Origin of the sequence: Streptomyces sp. WM6378 (assembly GCF_001279695.1) — a bacterium.
GTDB lineage: Bacteria > Actinomycetota > Actinomycetes > Streptomycetales > Streptomycetaceae > Streptomyces.
Genome location: NZ_LGDD01000313.1, coordinates 36,748 through 55,038, shown reverse-complemented (window position 1 = coordinate 55,038; position 18,291 = coordinate 36,748). Strand labels below are relative to the sequence as shown.

The window sequence follows — 18,291 nt, the reverse complement described above, 5'->3', positions numbered from 1 at the left end:
CCCCCAAGGCCTCAAGGGCCAGGGGGGACACCCATGACAGGCTGACGATGCCTGTACCCGGCGCTCCTAGGGGCGCGGGGAACTGCGCGACCAGCCACGCACGGCCCGCAGTGAACCGAAGACATCCAGGAGGGGGCGGGGGCCGCAAGCCCCGGGGTTGATGGGGGCCCAGGGGGCTCAACAGCCCCCAGAACGAGGTCTGCGGCCGGTACCGAGGCCGCGCATCGTGGCGAGTGTCGGTACCGTCCGCAGAGTCCGGATGCGCGGGGCAGCCGGCATCCGGGCGGGCTCCTCCCCCGAGTGGGCCCGCGCGATGATTGTCGTCGGGAGCCCCGCCGTCTTTCCAGGGGGCACGGATGCAGATAATTGCTCCGGCGACCGCCCCGCGCCCCGCGACCGCCCCCACCGACCGCCCCCACCACGGAAGGCGCTCCCCTTGCCCCTCGCCGCCGCCGACCGCGCCGCCCTGCGGGCGCTGCTGCGGGAGCGGCGCGCCGCCGTCAGCCCCGGCTCCGCCGGCTTCCCGCCGCGCCGGCCCGGCCCCGGCCGGCGCGCGGCCGGGCTCAGCCAGGAGCAGATGGACCTGCTGCTCGACCGTACGCCGGGCACGTACAACCGGTTCGAGAACGGTCAACTGGGCACGCCCTCGGCCGAGTTGCTGACCGCCGTTGCCACCCTGCTCAGGTTCGACGAGCAGGAGTGGGCGTTCCTGTGGCGGCTCACCCGGCGCGAGACGCCGCCGAGCCCGCTGCACCGCGACTCCGGCCTGTCCGTGCCCGGCGAGTGGCGGCGGGCCGTCGACGGCATCAGCGGGGCGCTGGCGTACATCAACGACGCCGAGTGGAACCTGCTCGCCCACAACCGGGAGTTCGCCGCGCTCTTCCCGGGCGGCGAGCCCCCGGCCAACTCCATGCGCTGGATGCTCCTGGACCCCGAGGCGCGCGAGGTGGTTCTCGGAGACTGGGTCAATTCCTGGGCGCCGGTGGTGATGCCGCAGCTGCGGCACGCCGTGGAGCTGCATCCGCAGAACGCGGCGCTGGCCCGCCTGGAGGACGACGTACGCCGTGATCCGGTGGCCGGGCCGCTGTACGAGGTGGCCTCGGTGGCGCCCATCGCGTACCCCGACGGAACGGAGCGGCCGATCAACCACGCGCTGTACGGCCCGGGTTGGGTGACGACGTGCGTCGCCGAGCCGGTGACGTCGCCGGGCGCCCGCGTCATGCTGCTGCTCTACACGGCGGGCGACTCGCTCGCGAGCCGAAGCCAACTCGACCCGGCATCGCTGACGAGTTGACCAAGTTTTTGGATTTGTGGGGTTGATTCTAGCCATCTGGCGTACGGTGATGATCCACCCGTTTTCGATTTGTGGGGGAGATCGTCCGTGCCCGCTCACATAGCCCCTCCCTGTGTTGTTCTGCCGGGGAACGTTGTGACGACCGACGAGATCTGCGCCGACATCCGCCGTGCTCATCCGGAACTCCCGCGCCTGGAGGCCGTGTTGCGGGTCGCCCGGGCGACGACTGTGCGGACCCGGCACTTCACCCGCCCGCTGGGCGCGCCGACCGTGGCCGGAAAGGCTCTGGTCGAGGAGCGCAACAGGGCGGCCTACGAAGACGCGTTGGACCTCGCGGCCGAGGCGGGCCGGCGAGCACTGGCCAGGGCGCGGCTGCGGCCCGGGGACATCGACGCGATCGTCACCAGCCACACCACCTCGTGGACGGTGCCCTCCCTCGACGTCCACCTGGTCACCGAACTCGGCCTGCGGCCCGACGTCCGGCGCCACCCCATGGGCACGGTCGGCTGCGCGGGCGGTGCCCAGGGCCTGGTCCGCGCCCACCTGGACATCGCCGCCCACCCCGGCGCGAACGTCCTGGTCGTCACTTCCGAGTGCCTGTCGGCGGCGACGTACAACCACGAGGACACCAGCCTCGAATCCATGGTCTACAAGGTGCTCTTCGGGGACGGCGCCGCCGCCGCGGTCGTCTGCGAGCGCCCCACCTGGGACGGGCCGGGCTTCGTCGTCGAGGACACCTTCGAGTACGTGCTGCCCGACAGCGCCGACCGTTACCGGGGCCGGCTGAGCGGCGCCGGGCTGCACTTCGACTCCACCCGGGCCGCGACCGCCGCCTTCAACGACTGCCTCCCGGCGCTGCGGGAATGGCTCGGCGACGATGCGCTCGACTTCGCGGTGGTGCACCCCGGCGGCCCGCGCATCCTGGACGACACGGCGGCGGGCCTCGGGCTCGACGGCGCGGGCGGCGCCCTGCGGCATGCCTGGGAGAGCCTGGCCGCCAACGGCAACCTGGGCGGCTCCGCGGTCCTGGACGTCCTGTTCCGCACGTCCGTCCAGCCGCCGGCCGTCGGCGCCGCGGGCCTGATCATCGCGTTCGGCCCGGGTTTCGTACTGACGGCGGCGAGAGGCCACTGGTCCAACTAGGCGCGCTGGACGGGTACTTGTCGGCTACTTGTCGATGTCACCGACGACGAAGAACAGCGAGCCCAGGATCGCGACCATGTCGGCGACCAGCGTGCCCGGGAGCAGCACGGCGAGCGCCTGGATGTTGTTGTACGAGGCCGAGCGCAGCTTCAGCCGGTACGGCGTCTTCTCGCCCTTGCTGACGAGGTAGTAGCCGTTGATGCCGAGCGGGTTCTCGGTCCAGGCGTACGTGTGGCCCTCGGGCGCCTTGAGGACCTTGGGGAGGCGCTGGTTGATCGGCCCGGGCGCGAGCCCGGCCATCCTGTCGAGGCAGGCGTCGGCGAGGTCGAGGGCGTTGTGGGTCTGCTCCAGGAGGCACTCGAACCGGGCGAGGCAGTCGCCCTCGGTGCGGGTGACGACCTTCAGGGTGTCCTGCAGCTCCCCGTACGCCAGGTAGGGCTCGTCGCGGCGCAGGTCGAAGTCGACGCCGGAGGCGCGGGCGATGGGCCCGCTGACGCCGTACGCGTGCACGGCCTCGGCGGGCAGGACGCCGACGCCGCGGGTGCGCGCCCGGAAGATCTCGTTGCCGAGCACGAGCCGGTCGTAGACGTCCATGCGCGAGCGCACCGAGGCGACGGCGTGCCGGACCCGGCCGAGCCAGCCCAGCGGCAGGTCCTCCTTCAGGCCGCCGACCCGGTTGAACATGTAGTGCATGCGGCCGCCGGAGACCTCCTCCATGACCGCCTGGAGCTCCTCGCGCTCGCGGAAGGCGTGGAAGACGGGGGTGATGCCGCCGAGCTCCAGGGGGTACGAGCCGAGGAACATCAGGTGATTGAGGACCCGGTTCAGCTCGGCGAGCAGGGTGCGGGTCCACACGGCGCGCTCGGGGACCTCCATGCCGAGCATCCGCTCCACGGCCATGACCACGCCGAGCTCGTTGGAGAACGCGGAGAGCCAGTCGTGGCGGTTGGCCAGCATCACGATCTGGCGGTAGTCGCGGGCCTCGAAGAGCTTCTCGGCGCCGCGGTGCATGTAGCCGATGACCGGCTCGGCGTGCTGGATGCGTTCGCCGTCCAGGACGAGCTTGAGGCGTAGCACTCCGTGGGTGGAGGGGTGCTGGGGGCCGATGTTGAGCACCATGTCGGTGCTCTCCGCCCCGCCCCCGATCCCGACCGTCGTCTCCGTCATGGGGGTCAGTATCCCCTGCGGTGAGACGGCCGGGACGCGCTGGGGCTCCGCCCCAGACCCCGATGGCCCCTCCCCGCCCCTTCCCTGGACCCGCCGGGGGTGGGTGGGGTCGGCTGCGGACCGTGGGTGGCTGGTCGCGCAGTTCCCCGCGCCCCTGGCAGCGCCGGGTACAGGCATCTTCAGCCCGTCATGGGGGTCCCCCTGGCCCTTGAGGCCTTGGGGGAGTTTGAGGACGAGCGCCCTTGAGGCGCGAACGGGGTCTGGGGCGGAGCCCCAGGAAACCCGGCTTCCCTTCCCCCACCCCCGGAGGGTCTCGGGAAGGGGCGGGGTGGGGGCTCAAATCCGGTTGGGGGTCAAACCCGCTGGATCAGCCACCCGAAGTCCCCCAGACCGCCCCGCGCGGTGAGCTCCGCCGCCTCACCCGCCCCGGCCAGCGCCCGCACGTACCCCGCCGGGTCCGACGACGCCAGGGACAGCGGGGGGCGGGCCCCCGAGATGCCGAGGCGGGCCAGGGCCTCGCGCTGCGGGAGCAGCTCCGCGCCCGGCAGCGCGGACGCGTCCAGGGCGACATGCGCCGTGATGTCGCACGACCCGTCCGGCACGGGCGGAACCTCCCGCCCGCCCCGAAACCCGCTCAGCGTCCCGAAGAGCGGCCGAGAACCCGACGCGTGCGCATAGTCGACGGCCACGGCGACCCCCGCGTCCAGCGACGCGACCGCCCCCGCCCACGCCTCGTCCCGAGGCCACCCGATCTCGGCCCGGGAGCCCGGCTCGCTCAGCGGCCACCAGCGCGCGAGCCACTCCGCGTCCGCCCCCGACACCGGCACCCCCAGCGTCTCGGTGCCGTCGGGCCGTACGAGGACGAGCCGGGCCACCCCGTCCGGGTCGGCCTCCGCGACGTCCACCGGCACGTTGTCGAGCCACTCGTTGGCGAAGAGGAGGCCCCGGATGCCCGAGGGAATGGACGCGCGCCAGGAGATCCGGTCGTCGAGACCGTCCGGGCGGGCCGCGCGCTCGACGGCGTACGCCCGCACCGGGAACCCGGCGGGCAGCGCGGCCAGCACCCCGCTCAGGAGCTCCCCGCGCCCGGCGCCGATATCGACGAGGTCGACCGGTCCGGGCCCGAGCCCGGCCGCGACCTCCGTAAGGAGGCGGGCGACAGCCCCCGCGAAGAGCGGCGAGGCATGCACCGACGTACGGAAATGCCCGGCCGGCCCCTCGGGCCGCAGATAGAACCCGCCGTCGCCGTAGAGCGCCCGCTCGGTGGCGGCCCGCCATCCACAGGGCGCCCCGGGCCCGCTCGTACCCGGGGAGTGCTGACACGTCTCATCCGTCACGGGGCCAAGTCTCCACCTTGCGGAGTACGCCGCCGGGATCAGGATCGCCCCGGCGGTTGACCCCTGCACCTATCCGCTTTCCCTACGCTGGGTTACGTGCAGCGCCTCTACGACTTCATCCGCAGACACCCGACCGGGGTCGACACCTTCTGGGCCGTCATCCTGTTCGGGTTCTCCGGCCTGCAGATCACGTCGGTCGCGCACGACCCGAAGCAGGCCTCCTGGGGCATCCAGGTCCTGGTGGCGCTCGGGATGGGCACGGCCGTGGCGCTGCGCCGCAGGGTGCCCGAGAAGATGCTCCTGCTCGTGATCACGATGGGCCTGGCGCAGCTCGCGCTGAACGTCCAGCCCCAGATCCAGGACTTCGCGATGCTGGTCATCGTCTACACGGTGGCCTCCGCGGGCGAGCGCTGGGCCTCGCGGGTCGCGCTGGTCGGCGGGCTGTGCGCGGCGCCGCTCGCGCACTTCCGGTGGATGGACACCGGCGGCATCAACACCGCGACGGAGAAGGTCTTCTTCGTCATCATCATGACCGTCCCGTTCGTCCTCGCCTGGGTGCTCGGCGACTCGATGCGCACCCGCAAGGCGTACTTCGCGCAGCTGGAGGAGCGGGCCTCGCGGCTGGAGCGCGAGCGCGAGGCGCAGGCCAAGGTGGCGGTCGCCGCCGAGCGGGCCCGGATCGCCCGCGAGCTGCACGACGTGGTCGCGCACAACGTGTCGGTGATGGTCGTGCAGGCCGACGGCGCGGCGTACGTGATGGACACCTCGCCGGACCAGGCGAAGACGGCCCTGGAGACGATCTCGATGACCGGGCGCCAGGCGCTCGCCGAGATGCGCCGGCTGCTCGGCGTGCTGCGCACGGGCGAGCACCAGGAGGCGGGGGAGTACGTGCCGCAGCCGGACGTCCAGCAGATCGAGGACCTGGTCGAGACGGTCCGCGGGGCCGGCCTCACCGTGGACTTCAAGATCGAGGGCACCCCGCGCCCGCTGCCCAGCGGCGTCGAGCTCACGGCGTACCGCATCGTGCAGGAGGCGCTCACCAACACCCGCAAGCACGGCGGCCCGGACGCGGGGGCGAGCGTGCGGCTCGTGTACTTCGACGACGGGCTGGGCCTGCTCGTCGAGGACGACGGCCGCGGCGCCGCCCACGAGATGTACGAGGACGGCGGCGCGGACGGCCAGGGCCACGGCCTGATCGGCATGCGCGAGCGGATCGGCATGGTCGGGGGCACCCTTGACGCGGGGCCGCGCCCCGGCGGCGGCTTCCGCATCAGCGCCCTGCTGCCGCTGAAACCGGCCCACTGATTTCCTGTACATGTCTTGTGTAGTACGTGCTGCTCGACCGTTGTACGCCGTGATGTTGTTCGCCGTGATGGAGAGGGAACGATGACGATCCGCGTGATGCTCGTCGACGACCAGGTGCTGCTGCGCACCGGGTTCCGGATGGTGCTCGCCGCCCAGCCGGACATGGAGGTCGTCGCGGAGGCGGGCGACGGCGCGGAGGCGATCGACATCCTGCGCGCGACCGCCGTCGACGTGGTCCTGATGGACGTGCGCATGCCGAGGCTGGACGGCGTGGAGGCCACCCGGCGGATCTGCGAGGCGCCGAACCCGCCCAAGGTGTTGATCCTGACCACGTTCGACCTCGACGAGTACGCGTTCTCCGGCCTGAAGGCGGGCGCCAGCGGCTTCATGCTGAAGGACGTGCCGCCCGCCGAACTCCTCGGCGCGATCCGCTCGGTGCACAGCGGCGACGCGGTGGTCGCGCCGTCGACGACCCGGCGCCTGCTCGACCGGTTCGCCCCGATGCTCCCGGCCGCCGGCAAGGAGCCCGAGCACAAGCAGCTGCAGAAGCTGACCGAGCGCGAACGCGAGGTCATGCTCCTGGTCGCGCAGGGCCTCTCCAACGGCGAGATCGCCGCCCGCCTGGTCCTGTCGGAGGCCACGGTCAAGACCCACGTGGGCCGCATCCTGACCAAGCTGGAACTGCGCGACCGCGTCCAGGTCGTGGTCCTGGCCTACGAGACGGGCCTGGTGCGCGCGGGGGGCGGCGCGGTCTGACCTGATCCCGCCAGGCCCCGGCCGCCGCCGGTACGCTCGGGCGGCATGTTGCTCTGGATCAACGGTCCCTACGGCGGCGGCAAGACGCAGACCGCGTACGAGCTCCGGCGGCGGCTGCCCGGCAGTGTCGTGTGCGATCCGGAGCACATCGGCTTCGGGCTGCACCGCACGCTGCCGCCCGAGCTGCGCACGGACTTCCAGGACCTGCGGGCCTGGCGCGAGGGCGTCCACGAGGTGCTCGACCTGGCGCTGCGCGAGGTGAAGGGGCCGGTGATCGCCCCGATGACGCTGGTCGAGCCGCGCTACTTCGAGGAGATCATCGGCCGGCTGCGCGCCGAGGGCGGCCACGAGGTGCGCCACTTCGCGCTGCTCGCGGAGCGCCGGCTCGTACTGCGCCGGCTCAGCGAGCGGGGCCTCGGGCGGGGCCTCAAGCGGGACAGTTTCGCCGTCCGGCACCTGGACCTCTGCCTGGAGCGGCTGAGCGGCCCCGAGTTCGCCGAGCACATCCACACCGATGAGCTGACGGTCCCTCAGGTCGCCGACCGGGTCGCCGCGTCGGCCGGGCTGCGGCCCCTGCCCAACACCGACGGCGCCCTGCGCCACCGCCTGCGCCGCACTCGGATCGGGCTCCGCCACATCCGCTTCGACTGAGAGCCTGTGGCGGGCCCATTCACCCAAGGTGCTTCTGCGACCGGGCAGCGCCGGGTCTCCTACAGGGGCGCGGGGAACTGCGCGAGCAACCACCCACGACCCGCAGCCGAAAGAGGGTTCAGGGGGCGCGGGGAACTGCGCAAAGCCCCGCGACGGCCAGCAGTCGAATGCCTCCCACCCTGCCGGGGCTACCGCAGCACCCCTTCAAGGAAGTCGCTCCCCAGGCGGGCCACGACCGTCAGGTCGAGCTGGTGCAGCACGTACCGGCCGCGACGCCGCGTCGTGATGAGCCCCGCCTTCTTCAGGACGGCCAAGTGGCGGGAGACCTCCGGCGCCGTGATCCCGTGCGAGTCGGCGAGCTCGCTCGTCGTGTACGGGGAGCGGGCCAGGTTGCGGCACAGGCGCATCCGCATCGGGTGGGCCAGCGCCTCCATCCGCAGTTTGAGGATCTCGACCGAGGCCGGCGAGGGCAGTTCGGGCCCGTGCACCGGGTAGTGGATCACCGGCCGCCAGCCCGGCGCGTGCAGCACCATCAGGTGCGGCCAGCCGAACGAGGTGGGCACGAAGGTGAGCCCCGCGCCGGGCTCGGGGTCGGTGGCGGTCGTGCGGCCCTCGGTTAGCTTGTCCACGCTGATCCGCGTCCCGCCCTCGTCAAGGCTGAGCGCGGCCGACACCGAGGCGACGGCCTCGTCGAGCCCTTTGCGGCGAAGGATCTCCGCCTTGTGCCGGGCGTCGGTGGCCAGTTGGACCCGGACCCGCTGCCAGGTGTCCGCGAAGAAGGCCTGCTCGCAGTCCTCGAACAGGCGCCGCAACCAGGCCCGTATGGAGTCCGGATCGCTCAACAGGCGCTGGGCGAACTCCACTTGGCGCGGACCCCGGACCGCCGCCATCTCCAGGGCGCGCGCCCGCATCGCCGGGTCGTGCAGCGGGGACGGCGTCTTGACCGTGTACAGGCTGGAGCAGGTGAACTCCAGGGCGGCGGAGGCGAACCGCTCGTCGGGGAGGCGGTCGAGCAGGTCGAGGTCCTCGGCGAGTGTCGAGCCGGGGCTGCCGTCCCCGCCGGGGATGCCCGCGAACGGCATGAACACGTCGGAGAACGTGTTGCGCCACAGGAACTCGGCCTCGTGCAGCCGGTCCGCGAGGTCGGGTTTCAGGGCGGCCGCGGTCGCCGTGACCCAGCCGTGCAGGCCCGGGTGGTGGCCGGGCTCGGAGAGCGCGTGCAGGGCCAGGCCCAGCTCGGCCAGCGGCGAGACGGCGAAGCCGATGCGCTCGGGCGGCAGGCCCGTGATGTCGATGGTCACGCTCATGGGCCCATGGTGCACCGCGGCACCGACAGAGCGGCCGCCGATTGACGGTGCTGGTCAATCGACGGCGCCGGTCAGGGCCTCAGGCGCCCCAGGCTCCCATTTGACGCGGCTCGTCAATCGGCGCGACGCCCGGCCGGAACGGGTTCACCGTGGAGGCATGGACGTGATGCAGCAGCACATGATCGACAGCTACCGCGCGGCCCGGCTCGGCGCGCCCGCCCCGCCGGTGCCGGGCACCCACGACGTGGCGGTCCTGCGCGGGATGCGGGACCACCGCCGCTTCGAGGCGGTCCTGGCGGGCCGGCTCGCCACGGGCCGGCTGCGGGCGGCCCTGGCCCGCCTGTTCGCCCCCCACCACCCCCGGAACCACCCGCCCGCCTGCCGCTGAGCGGGCAGCCTTCCCAGCCGCCGCCCGGGACTCCGGTCAGCGCACGCCCGAAACCTCCGCTACGGCAGCAGCCGTACGAACTGCGCCACCGCGGCCCGTACGTCCTCGGCGCTCCACGCGAGGCCTGGGGCGTTCACCGTGACCTCCGTGACGGCCAGGCCCGCGGGGCCCGAGGGGCTCGGGAACCAGCGGCGGAACAGGCAGACGCCGCTCTCCTCGGCCTGCCGCAGGGAGGCGGCGTTGAGCACCTCGGTGTCGTAAGGCAGCCACACCTGGAACTGGTGGGTGTGCGGCGGCTCGGGATGCACCCGGAACCACGGCACGCCCGCCTCGGCGAGGCCTTCCTTCACAGCCGCGGCCACGACCTTGGCGTGGGCCACGTACGAGGGGAGTTCGGGCAGTTCCTTGCGCAGGCCGAGCAGGCCCGCCAGGGCGGCGGGGAACTGCTGGAAGAGCTGGCCGCCGTAGCGGTGGCGCCAGGTGCGGGCCTCGGCGATCAGCGACTCGGAGCCGACCAGGACGGCGCCGGACAGGCCGCCCAGCGTCTTGTAGAAGGACACGTACACGCTGTCCGCGAGGCCCGCGATCTCCCGTAGGGGGCGGCCGAAGTGGGCGGTGGTCTCCCAGATCCGGGCGCCGTCGAAGTGCACCACGGCGTCCCGCTCGCGGGCCGCCTCCACTACGGCGACGAGCTCGTCCCAAGTGGGCAGGACATACCCCGCGTCGCGCAGCGGAAGCTCCAGCATCAGGGTGCCGAACGGCTCCTCGAAGGCGAGCACCTCTTCCGCGTTGGGCAGCCGGGGCTCGTCCGTCGGGTGGACCGTACGCAAGCCGCTGAGCTGGCCGAACGCCTGGCGTTCGTGCACTTCGGGGTGGGCGAGCGGGTGCAGGGCGACCGTGGGGCTGCCGGTGCGGGCCGCCCAGCAGCGCAGCGCGACCTGCTGGGCCATCGTGCCGGTGGGGAAGAAGACGGCGGCCGGGAAGCCGAGCTCCTCGGCGGTGCGGCGCTCCAGCTCGGTCACCGCGCCGTTGCCGTAGATGTCGGCGAACTCGTCCAGGTCGTAGACCTCGGCGCCGTCGGCCAGAAGGGCCGTCAGGCGCTCCGCGAGGGTGTGGTCGACCGTATGCTCCGCCAGCGTGCGCTTGGCGCTCCTGAAGACGGCCAGGCGGCGCTGGTGGGCCTGATCCGGGGTTTCCTCCGGTGCACCGCCCGGGGTGTCGGCGGGTGATTCGGGGAGGGAATTCCGATGGGTTTCTGCCATGGGGCGATGATCGCCCACACCCTGTGGACAACCAAGGGGGTTTCCGGGGCCTGGGCGTAGCATGACGGGGCCGTTTGATTTTGGTTTGGCGTCCGGTACCCCTCGCGGACTGGAACGGAAGGCCCCCACCGCGTGAACGCACCACCAGAGCACCGCCACGAACACAGCCCGGCGGACCGCCCCGCCCGCCTCACCGTGGGCGTCGTCGGCGCGGGCCGGGTCGGCCCCGCGCTCGCCGCGTCCCTCCAGCTGGCCGGGCACCGCCCGGTCGCGGTCTCCGGCGTCTCCGACGCGTCGGTGCGCAGGGCCGCGGCCCTGCTGCCCGACGTGCCGCTGGTCCCGCCCGCCGAGGTGCTCCGGCGCGCCGACCTCGTCCTGCTGACCGTCCCCGACGACGCGCTGCCGGGCCTCGTCGAGGGGCTCGCCGAGACCGGCGCGATCCGGCCGGGCCAGCTCCTGGTGCACACCTCCGGGCGGTACGGCACGGCCGTCCTGGACCCGGCCCGGCGGGCCGGCGCGCTCCCCCTCGCGCTGCACCCGGCGATGACGTTCACCGGCACCGGCGTGGACGTCCAGCGCCTGGCCGGCTGCTCGTTCGGCGTGACCGCCCCCGAGGAGCTGCGCCTCGCCGCCGAGGCGCTGGTCATCGAGATGGGCGGCGAGCCCGAGTGGATCGAGGAGGCGAACCGCCCGCTCTACCACGCGGCCCTCGCCCTCGGCGCGAACCACCTGGTCACGCTGGTCGCCCAGTCCATGGAGCTCCTCGGCCAGGCCGGCGTCGCCGCCCCCGACCGGATGCTCGGCCCGCTGCTCGGCGCGGCCCTCGACAACGCCCTGCGCTCGGGCGACGCGGCGCTGACCGGCCCGGTCGCGCGCGGCGACGCCGGCACGGTCGCCGCCCACGTGGCCGAGCTGCGCAAGCACGCGCCGGGCACGGTCGCCGGATACCTCGCGATGGCCCGTACGACCGCCGACCGGGCGCTCGCCCACGGACTGCTCAAGCCCGAGCTCGCCCAGGACCTGCTCGGGGTGCTCGCCGAAGGAGACGACAGATGACCGCCCTGGTGCGTACGGCCGCGGAGCTCGCGGCCCTGGAGCGGACCGGCCGCCGGGCCGTCGTCATGACCATGGGCGCGCTCCACGAGGGCCACGCGACCCTGATCCGTACCGCCCGGCAGCTGGCCGGTCCCGGCGGGCAGGTCGTGGTCACGGTGTTCGTCAACCCGCTGCAGTTCGGCGCGGGCGAGGACCTGGACCGCTATCCGCGCACCCTGGACGCGGACCGCGCGATCGCCGAACGCGAGGGCGCCGACGTGGTGTTCGCGCCCTCCGTCGAGGAGGTTTATCCCGGCGGCGAGCCCCAAGTGCGCGTCACCGCGGGCCCCATGGGCGAGCTCCTGGAGGGCGCCGTGCGGCCCGGCCACTTCGACGGCATGCTGACCGTCGTCGCCAAGCTGCTCCACCTGAGCGCGCCCGACCTCGCCCTGTACGGCCAGAAGGACGCCCAGCAGCTGGCGCTGATCCGGCGCATGGTGCGCGATCTGAACTTCCCCGTGGAGATCGTCGGCGTGCCGACGGTCCGCGAGGACGACGGGCTCGCCCTGTCCAGCCGCAACCGCTACCTCGACCCGGCGGAGCGGACCGCGGCGCGTGCCCTGTCCCGCGCGCTGTTCGCGGCCCGCGACCGGCTCGCCGCCGAGCACGCCCTGCACGCGCGGGCCGCCGCCGAGGGCGCGGTCTCGGGCCGGGCCGACGCGCTCACCGCGATCGGCGAGGCCAGGGCCGCCGCCGACGCCCACGCGGTCGCCGCGGCCGCGCCGTCCCCCGCGTCGATCAAGGCCGTGGCCCAGGGCGTGCTCGACGAGGCGGCCAAGGTCGAACCCCCGGTCGTGGTCGACTACTTGGCGATGGTCGACCCGGCGACGTTCAGGGAGGCCCCCGAGGGGTTCGGCGGCGAGGCGATCCTCGCGGTGGCCGCCCGCGTCGGCACCACGCGCCTCATCGACAACATCCCGCTCACGTTCGGAGCACCGGCATGACAAGCACCGGAATACGGCTCGACGCCCCCGCACCCGGCTGGGCCATCGACGCGGACGTCGTGGTCGTCGGCTCCGGCGTCGCGGGCCTGACCGCGGCCCTGCGCTGCACGGCGGCGGGCCTGGCCACCGTCGTCGTCACCAAGGCCCGCCTGGACGACGGCTCGACGCGCTGGGCGCAGGGCGGCATAGCGGCCGCCCTCGGCGAGGGCGACACCCCCGAGCAGCACCTGGACGACACCCTGGTGGCCGGCGCGGGCCTGTGCGACGAGGACGCGGTACGCCTCCTGGTCACCGAGGGCCCGGACGCCGTACGGCGGTTGATCACCACCGGCGCCCACTTCGACACCGACGACTCGGGCGCGATCTCGCTGACCCGCGAGGGCGGCCACCACCGCCGCCGCATCGCGCACGCGGGCGGCGACGCCACCGGCGCCGAGATCTCCCGCGCGCTCGTCGAGGCCGTCCGCACCCAGGCGGTGCGCACCATCGAGAACGCCCTGGTCCTCGACCTCCTGAAGGACGAGCACGGCCGCACCGCGGGCATCACCCTGCACGTCATGGGCGAGGGCCAGCACGACGGCGTCGGCGCGGTCCGCGCGCCCGCGGTGGTCCTCGCGACCGGCGGCATGGGCCAGGTGTTCTCGGCGACCACCAACCCGTCCGTGTCCACGGGCGACGGCGTGGCCCTCGCGCTGCGCGCGGGCGCCGAGATCTCCGACCTCGAATTCGTCCAGTTCCACCCCACGGTCCTGTTCCTCGGCGCCGACTCGGAGGGCCAGCAGCCCCTGGTCTCGGAGGCCGTACGCGGTGAAGGCGCCCACCTCGTCGACGCGGCCGGCACGCGCTTCATGCTCGGCCGGCACGAACTGGCGGAGCTCGCCCCGCGCGACATCGTCGCCAAGGCCATCACCCGCCAGATGCAGGCGCAGGGCGCCGAGCACATGTACCTGGACGCCCGGCACTTCGGCGCCGAGATGTGGGAGCAGCGCTTCCCGACGATCCTGGCCGCCTGCCGCTCGCACGGCATCGACCCGGTGACCGAGCCGATCCCGGTCGCCCCGGCCGCGCACTACGCCTCCGGCGGCATCCGCACCGACCTGCGCGGCCGCACCACCGTGCCCGGCCTGTACGCGTGCGGCGAGGTCGCCTGCACCGGCGTGCACGGCGCCAACCGGCTCGCCTCCAACTCCCTCCTGGAGGGCCTGGTCTTCGCCGAGAACATCGCGGCGGACATCGCGGCCGGTGCCTCAACTCCCGTACGGGACAAGGTGGTTGACCCGAGCCTGCCCGCCGGTCCGAACGACGGGCCCGTGCCGCTGCTCGACCCGGCCGCCCGCATCCACATCCAGCGGATCATGACCGAAGGCGCCGGGGTGCTGCGCTCCGCCGACAGCCTCGCCGAGGCGGCCGGCCGCCTGGAGGCGATCCGCGCGGACGAGCACAAGGCCGCCGTGCCGGGCGTCGAGGCGTGGGAGACCACCAACCTGCTGCTCGTCTCCCGGGTCCTGGTCGCCGCGGCCGCCGCCCGCGAGGAGACCCGCGGCTGCCACTGGCGCGAGGACCGGCCCGACCGCGACGACGCGGCCTGGCAGCGCCACCTCGTCGTCCGCATCACCCCCGAGCGGTCCCTGGACATCCGTCCCACCGCCAGCGCCACCTTCCCCCCGACCGCCGCCACCCCCCTGGAGCCGTAACCGTGAGCACGCCCGAGGAACTCCGTCCCCAGCCGGTGGACGTCCCCCTGATCCAGATCGGTGCGCCCGCCCAGGGCGGCGGCTGCGGCGACGACTGCGGCTGCGGCGGCGAGGAGGAGGTGTACGAGTGCGGCCTCGACCCCGCGCTCGCGGCCCTGCTCGCCGAGTCGGGCCTGGACCCCGTCCAGGTCGAGGACATCGCGCACCTCGCCATCGAGGAGGACCTGGACGGCGGCGTGGACGTCACGTCGGCGGCCACCGTCCCCCAGGACGCCGTCGCCACCGGCGACTTCACGGCCCGCGAGGCCGGCACGGTCGCGGGCCTGCGCGTCGCCGAGGCGATCCTGTCCATCGTCTGCACCGAGGAGTTCGAGGTCGAGCGGCACGTCGCGGATGGCGACCGCGTCGAGGCCGGCCAGAAGCTCATCAGCGTCACGACCCGCACCCGCGATCTGCTGACCGGCGAGCGCAGCGCGCTCAACCTGCTGTGCCGCCTGTCCGGCATCGCGACGGCCACCCGCGCCTGGGCGGACGCCCTCGAAGGCACCGGCGCCAAGGTCCGCGACACCCGCAAGACCACCCCGGGCCTGCGCGCACTGGAGAAGTACGCGGTCCGCTGCGGCGGCGGCGTCAACCACCGCATGTCCCTGTCGGACGCGGCGCTTGTCAAGGACAACCACGTGGTCGCGGCCGGCGGCGTCGCCGAGGCCTTCAAGGCCGTACGCGACCGCTTCCCGGACCTGGCCGTCGAGGTCGAGGTCGACACCCTGCCCCAGGTCACCGAAGTCCTGGACGCGGGGGCCGACCTGATCCTGCTCGACAACTTCACCCCCGAGCAGACGGCCGAGGCGGTCGCCCTGGTCGCGGGCCGCGCGATGCTCGAATCCTCGGGCCGGCTCACCCTGGCGAACGCCGCCGAGTACGCCGCGACCGGCGTCGACTACCTGGCGGTCGGCGCCCTCACCCACTCCTCGCCGATCCTCGACATCGGCCTGGACCTGCGCGAGGCCGGAGAGGGCCGGGCCTGATGCTGCTCACGATCGACGTCGGCAACACCCACACCGTCCTCGGCCTGTTCGACGGCGAGGAGGTCGTCGAGCACTGGCGGATCTCCACTGACGCCCGGCGCACCGCGGACGAGCTGGCCGTGCTGCTCAACGGCCTGATGGGCACCCACCCGATGCTCGGCGCGGAGCTCGGCGACGGCATCGAGGGCATCGCGATCTGCGCGACCGTCCCGTCCGTCCTGCACGAGCTGCGCGAGGTGACCCGCCGCTACTACGGCGACGTCCCCGCGATCCTGGTGGAGCCGGGCATCAAGACGGGCGTGCCGGTCCTGACCGACAACCCGAAGGAGGTCGGTGCCGACCGCATCGTCAACTCGATCGCAGCCGTCGAGCTCTACGGCGGCCCGGCGATCGTCGTCGACTTCGGCACGGGCACGACGTTCGACGCGGTCAGCGCGCGCGGCGAGTACATCGGCGGCGTCATCGCCCCCGGCATCGAGATCTCCGTCGACGCGCTCGGCATCAAGGGCGCCCAGCTCCGCAAGATCGAGGTGGCCCGCCCCCGCTCGGTGATCGGCAAGAACACCGTCGAGGCCATGCAGGCCGGCATCGTGTACGGCTTCGCGGGCCAGGTCGACGGCGTCGTCAAGCGCATGAAGCGCGAACTGGTCGGCCCCGACGGCGACCCGGACGACGTCACCGTCATCGCCACCGGGGGCCTGGCCCCGATGGTGCTCGGCGAGGCCGAGGAGATCGACGAGCACGAGCCGTGGCTGACGCTGATCGGCCTGCGCCTGGTGTACGAACGCAACGTCTCGCGCTCCTGAAGCGGCGGCCGGGCGCGCCGGGACCACCCCGACACGCGCCCGGCATCGGCCTGTTAAGCGGATTTTGTCCTTTCAGGTCGTATCGTCGCCGCATGCCCACGCCCTACGGATCCCGAGGCGGCATGGCGTTCGGCGCGGACGAGCTGCGTGTGCTCCGACGCGCCCTGGCCATCGCCCTGCACCCCACCGCCGTCAAGGACCAGGACATCCAGGACTGTCTGCGCCTGGCCGACTCCGTGGACGAGGCCGTCCGCGAGGCGGACCGGCTGCGCGCCTTCCTCCTGGCCGACCTCGCCCGTTACCGTGACGCGCTGCCCGGCTCGCTGCCCGGCTACACCGAGCTGCTCCAGGACGCCCTGGCGGCCGGCTACGACCCCGGGCCCGACGACCTGGCCGCCCTGCGCGCGCTGCGCTCGGACCCGGTCTGCGCGGCCCTCCTGGAGCGCTGCCGCCGGATCGCGGAACGCTCGGTGCGGGCCCGCCTGGCCGGCCGCGCGGTCACCGCTCCGGCCCAGCGCACCCGGCTCCTGACGCTGGTCGACGGAGGCGCCGCGGACAAGGGCAAGGACAAGTCCGCCGAGCCGCGCCCCGCCACCCCGGCCCGCCCGGCCCCCGCGCACCCCGCGCCGGACCGCCCCGTACCGAAGCCCTCCGAGGTCTTCCCGCCGCGCCGCCGACCCGTGCCCCCGCCAGAGGAGCGCAGGGCGGGCTAGCTACTCTGTCGGTATGGACTACGTTTCCGCGCTTCTGCCCCCCGTGGTGATGGCCATCTTCTTCATCGCGCTCGTCGTGACGATCGTGAAGAGCCAGGGTGGTCCCAACAAGGGCAAGGAGGACGCGGCCGTGGACAGCGCGCTCGCCCGCGCCGAGGCCGCCCGGCAGAAGCCCGCCTCGTCCTGACCTCACCGTCCGGACGGGCACACACAGCGGGGGCGCACGGGGTATTTCCCCACGTGCGCCCTTTTTGCTGCGCGCTAACTGCAAATAACCAGCCATTCGCGACATCTCCCACTATGGTGCAGATGTGCCCCGCCAATTGGGAGAGCTGGAAGACGCCGTCATGACCCGCGTCTGGCAGTGGAACCGTCCCGTGACCGTCCGGGAAGTCCTCGAAGACCTTCAGCAGGAACGGTCCATCGCGTACACCACGGTCATGACCGTAATGGACAATCTCCATCAGAAGGGCTGGGTCCGCCGGGAAGTCGACGGGCGGGCCTATCGATATACGGCGGTCTCCACCCGCGCCGCGTACGCCGCGGCCCTGATGAACGAAGCCTGGTCCCAGAGCGACAACCGGGCGGCCGCACTCGTCGCCTTCTTCGGCATGATGTCCCCCGAGGAGCGCGAAGCGCTGCGCGATGCCGTGCGCATGGTGCAGGAGCCGGAACCAGAACGGGACCGCGAAGCCGAACACGGATCCGAAGAGTCCCGAGAGGGCGATGCGCCCGGGGACAGTGCGGGGCGATAGCGTCCAGGCATGTCTTATCCCGCCGCAAATGCGGTCACCGTCCGCCGGGCCAGGACCGGCGATGTACCGTCCGTGCGAAGCCTTCTCGATGCGTACGTCGGCGACGGGATCCTGCTCGACAAAGCAACGGTCACCCTTTACGAGTCCATCCAGGAGTTCTGGGTGGCGGAACGCGACTCGGACGCCCGGGTGGTGGGGTGCGGGGCGCTGCACGTGATGTGGGAAGACCTCGCCGAAGTGCGCACTCTTGCCGTGGACCCCGAGTTCCACGGATCCGGGATCGGACATCTCGTACTCGGCAAGCTGCTCCAGACCGCGCGCTGGCTCGGAGTGCGCCGGGTTTTCTGTCTTACCTTCGAGGTCGCCTTCTTCACGAAGCACGGGTTCACGGAGATCGGGGAGACTCCGGTCGATACCGTCGACACAGATGTCTACAGCGAGCTGCTGCGCTCCTATGACGAGGGCGTCGCCGAGTTCCTCGGTCTCGAACGAGTGAAGCCGAACACCTTGGGCAACACCCGGATGCTTCTGCACCTGTGATCGGGGAAGCGGCAGGAAGCTGTCAGAACCCTATGTCCGAATCGCGTACGTTTCCCGCAGAGCAAGGATCCTGAACCTCTCCTGGGGGTTTGTGTTTTCCAGGCAA

At 72.9% G+C, this 18,291-nt stretch carries 19 protein-coding genes; 15 read left to right on the top strand and 4 right to left on the bottom strand.

Features of this window, described 5'->3' with window-relative positions; translation table 11 throughout:
• The first annotated feature begins 436 nt into the window (after positions 1-436).
• Together ADK54_RS31270 and ADK54_RS31265 are read left to right on the top strand one after the other, a co-directional pair.
• The gene (locus ADK54_RS31270; protein ID WP_234392274.1) at positions 437-1,294 is read left to right on the top strand and encodes a helix-turn-helix domain-containing protein; all 858 of its coding nucleotides are present in this window, start codon (positions 437-439) and stop codon (positions 1,292-1,294) included.
• Between the two features lie 135 nt (positions 1,295-1,429).
• Positions 1,430-2,437: a PhlD gene (locus ADK54_RS31265; RefSeq protein WP_234392273.1), complete on the top strand. Its 1,008-nt coding sequence runs from the start codon at positions 1,430-1,432 to the stop codon at positions 2,435-2,437.
• 24 nt (positions 2,438-2,461) lie between these two features.
• On the opposite strand, the gene ADK54_RS31260 is transcribed toward ADK54_RS31265, so the two are convergent.
• Both ADK54_RS31260 and ADK54_RS31255 read right to left on the bottom strand, forming a co-directional pair.
• Positions 2,462-3,604 (bottom strand): NADH-quinone oxidoreductase subunit D, encoded by a 1,143-nt coding sequence (locus ADK54_RS31260; RefSeq protein ID WP_053729125.1) that lies wholly within the window; start codon positions 3,602-3,604, stop codon positions 2,462-2,464.
• Positions 3,605-3,957: 353 nt separating this feature from the next.
• Positions 3,958-4,941, bottom strand: a complete 984-nt coding sequence (locus ADK54_RS31255; protein ID WP_053729130.1) for an SAM-dependent methyltransferase — start codon at positions 4,939-4,941, stop codon at positions 3,958-3,960.
• A gap of 96 nt (positions 4,942-5,037) precedes the next feature.
• Between ADK54_RS31255 and ADK54_RS31250 the strand changes: the two genes are divergently transcribed.
• The 3 genes from ADK54_RS31250 to ADK54_RS31240 all read left to right on the top strand — a co-directional run bounded on the left by ADK54_RS31250 (position 5,038) and on the right by ADK54_RS31240 (position 7,653).
• Positions 5,038-6,246 (top strand): sensor histidine kinase, encoded by a 1,209-nt coding sequence (locus tag ADK54_RS31250; RefSeq protein WP_053729124.1) that lies wholly within the window; start codon positions 5,038-5,040, stop codon positions 6,244-6,246.
• A gap of 81 nt (positions 6,247-6,327) precedes the next feature.
• A complete protein-coding gene (locus ADK54_RS31245) occupies positions 6,328-7,002 on the top strand; it encodes a response regulator (RefSeq protein ID WP_053729123.1) in 675 nt (224 codons plus the stop codon).
• Positions 7,003-7,047: 45 nt separating this feature from the next.
• A complete protein-coding gene (locus tag ADK54_RS31240) occupies positions 7,048-7,653 on the top strand; it encodes an AAA family ATPase (protein ID WP_053729122.1) in 606 nt (201 codons plus the stop codon).
• A 188-nt stretch (positions 7,654-7,841) separates the two neighbouring features.
• Here ADK54_RS31240 and ADK54_RS31235 read toward each other — a convergent pair whose 3' ends face one another.
• Complete coding sequence (locus ADK54_RS31235; protein WP_053729129.1) at positions 7,842-8,954, bottom strand: DUF5937 family protein; 1,113 nt, start codon at positions 8,952-8,954, stop codon at positions 7,842-7,844.
• Positions 8,955-9,117: 163 nt separating this feature from the next.
• On the opposite strand from ADK54_RS31235, the gene ADK54_RS31230 reads away from it, so the two are divergent.
• Positions 9,118-9,348 carry a hypothetical protein gene (locus tag ADK54_RS31230; protein WP_053729121.1) on the top strand — a complete coding sequence of 77 codons (231 nt, stop codon included), beginning with the start codon at positions 9,118-9,120 and terminating at the stop codon, positions 9,346-9,348.
• A 59-nt stretch (positions 9,349-9,407) separates the two neighbouring features.
• Here the strand turns inward: ADK54_RS31230 and ADK54_RS31225 are convergent, their stop codons facing one another.
• On the bottom strand, positions 9,408-10,610 hold the full coding sequence (locus ADK54_RS31225; protein WP_078966778.1) for a threonine aldolase family protein: 1,203 nt from the start codon (positions 10,608-10,610) through the stop codon (positions 9,408-9,410).
• A gap of 132 nt (positions 10,611-10,742) precedes the next feature.
• Here ADK54_RS31225 and ADK54_RS31220 point away from each other — a divergent pair, with 132 nt between their 5' ends.
• From ADK54_RS31220 to ADK54_RS31185, 9 genes are all read left to right on the top strand, one after another.
• Positions 10,743-11,666, top strand: a complete 924-nt coding sequence (locus ADK54_RS31220) for a Rossmann-like and DUF2520 domain-containing protein (protein ID WP_053729120.1) — start codon at positions 10,743-10,745, stop codon at positions 11,664-11,666.
• Positions 11,663-12,649, top strand: a complete 987-nt coding sequence (panC, locus tag ADK54_RS31215) for a pantoate--beta-alanine ligase (RefSeq protein ID WP_053729119.1) — start codon at positions 11,663-11,665, stop codon at positions 12,647-12,649. The genes ADK54_RS31220 and panC overlap by 4 nt, the downstream gene beginning before the upstream one ends.
• Entirely contained in the window at positions 12,646-14,343 is a 1,698-nt protein-coding gene (locus ADK54_RS31210) for an L-aspartate oxidase (protein ID WP_053729118.1), read from the top strand. Before panC ends, ADK54_RS31210 begins: the two co-directional genes overlap by 4 nt.
• 2 nt (positions 14,344-14,345) lie before the next feature.
• Positions 14,346-15,371 carry a carboxylating nicotinate-nucleotide diphosphorylase gene (gene nadC, locus ADK54_RS31205; RefSeq protein ID WP_053729117.1) on the top strand — a complete coding sequence of 342 codons (1,026 nt, stop codon included), beginning with the start codon at positions 14,346-14,348 and terminating at the stop codon, positions 15,369-15,371.
• A complete protein-coding gene (locus ADK54_RS31200; protein ID WP_053729116.1) occupies positions 15,371-16,177 on the top strand; it encodes a type III pantothenate kinase in 807 nt (268 codons plus the stop codon). The genes nadC and ADK54_RS31200 overlap by 1 nt, the downstream gene beginning before the upstream one ends.
• A gap of 122 nt (positions 16,178-16,299) precedes the next feature.
• The gene (locus tag ADK54_RS31195; protein WP_053729115.1) at positions 16,300-16,890 is read left to right on the top strand and encodes a hypothetical protein; all 591 of its coding nucleotides are present in this window, start codon (positions 16,300-16,302) and stop codon (positions 16,888-16,890) included.
• 13 nt (positions 16,891-16,903) lie between these two features.
• Positions 16,904-17,077, top strand: a complete 174-nt coding sequence (locus ADK54_RS46910) for a hypothetical protein (protein ID WP_199827068.1) — start codon at positions 16,904-16,906, stop codon at positions 17,075-17,077.
• 124 nt (positions 17,078-17,201) lie between these two features.
• Complete coding sequence (locus ADK54_RS31190; protein WP_053729114.1) at positions 17,202-17,645, top strand: BlaI/MecI/CopY family transcriptional regulator; 444 nt, start codon at positions 17,202-17,204, stop codon at positions 17,643-17,645.
• Between the two features lie 9 nt (positions 17,646-17,654).
• On the top strand, positions 17,655-18,185 hold the full coding sequence (locus ADK54_RS31185; RefSeq protein WP_053729113.1) for an amino-acid N-acetyltransferase: 531 nt from the start codon (positions 17,655-17,657) through the stop codon (positions 18,183-18,185).
• Positions 18,186-18,291 lie beyond the last annotated feature (106 nt).

What these genes read in the sequence shown, in the direction of transcription:
- ADK54_RS31260 (WP_053729125.1), bottom strand. Translation starts at nt 3,604, where the DNA reads ATGACGGAGACGACGGTCGGGATCGGGGGCGGGGCGGAGAGCACCGAC.
- ADK54_RS31245 (WP_053729123.1), top strand. Translation starts at nt 6,328, where the DNA reads ATGACGATCCGCGTGATGCTCGTCGACGACCAGGTGCTGCTGCGCACC.
- ADK54_RS31240 (WP_053729122.1), top strand. Translation starts at nt 7,048, where the DNA reads ATGTTGCTCTGGATCAACGGTCCCTACGGCGGCGGCAAGACGCAGACC.
- ADK54_RS31230 (WP_053729121.1), top strand. Translation starts at nt 9,118, where the DNA reads ATGGACGTGATGCAGCAGCACATGATCGACAGCTACCGCGCGGCCCGG.
- ADK54_RS31225 (WP_078966778.1), bottom strand. Translation starts at nt 10,610, where the DNA reads ATGGCAGAAACCCATCGGAATTCCCTCCCCGAATCACCCGCCGACACC.
- panC (WP_053729119.1), top strand. Translation starts at nt 11,663, where the DNA reads ATGACCGCCCTGGTGCGTACGGCCGCGGAGCTCGCGGCCCTGGAGCGG.
- ADK54_RS31210 (WP_053729118.1), top strand. Translation starts at nt 12,646, where the DNA reads ATGACAAGCACCGGAATACGGCTCGACGCCCCCGCACCCGGCTGGGCC.
- ADK54_RS31200 (WP_053729116.1), top strand. Translation starts at nt 15,371, where the DNA reads ATGCTGCTCACGATCGACGTCGGCAACACCCACACCGTCCTCGGCCTG.
- ADK54_RS31195 (WP_053729115.1), top strand. Translation starts at nt 16,300, where the DNA reads ATGGCGTTCGGCGCGGACGAGCTGCGTGTGCTCCGACGCGCCCTGGCC.
- ADK54_RS46910 (WP_199827068.1), top strand. Translation starts at nt 16,904, where the DNA reads ATGGACTACGTTTCCGCGCTTCTGCCCCCCGTGGTGATGGCCATCTTC.
- ADK54_RS31185 (WP_053729113.1), top strand. Translation starts at nt 17,655, where the DNA reads ATGTCTTATCCCGCCGCAAATGCGGTCACCGTCCGCCGGGCCAGGACC.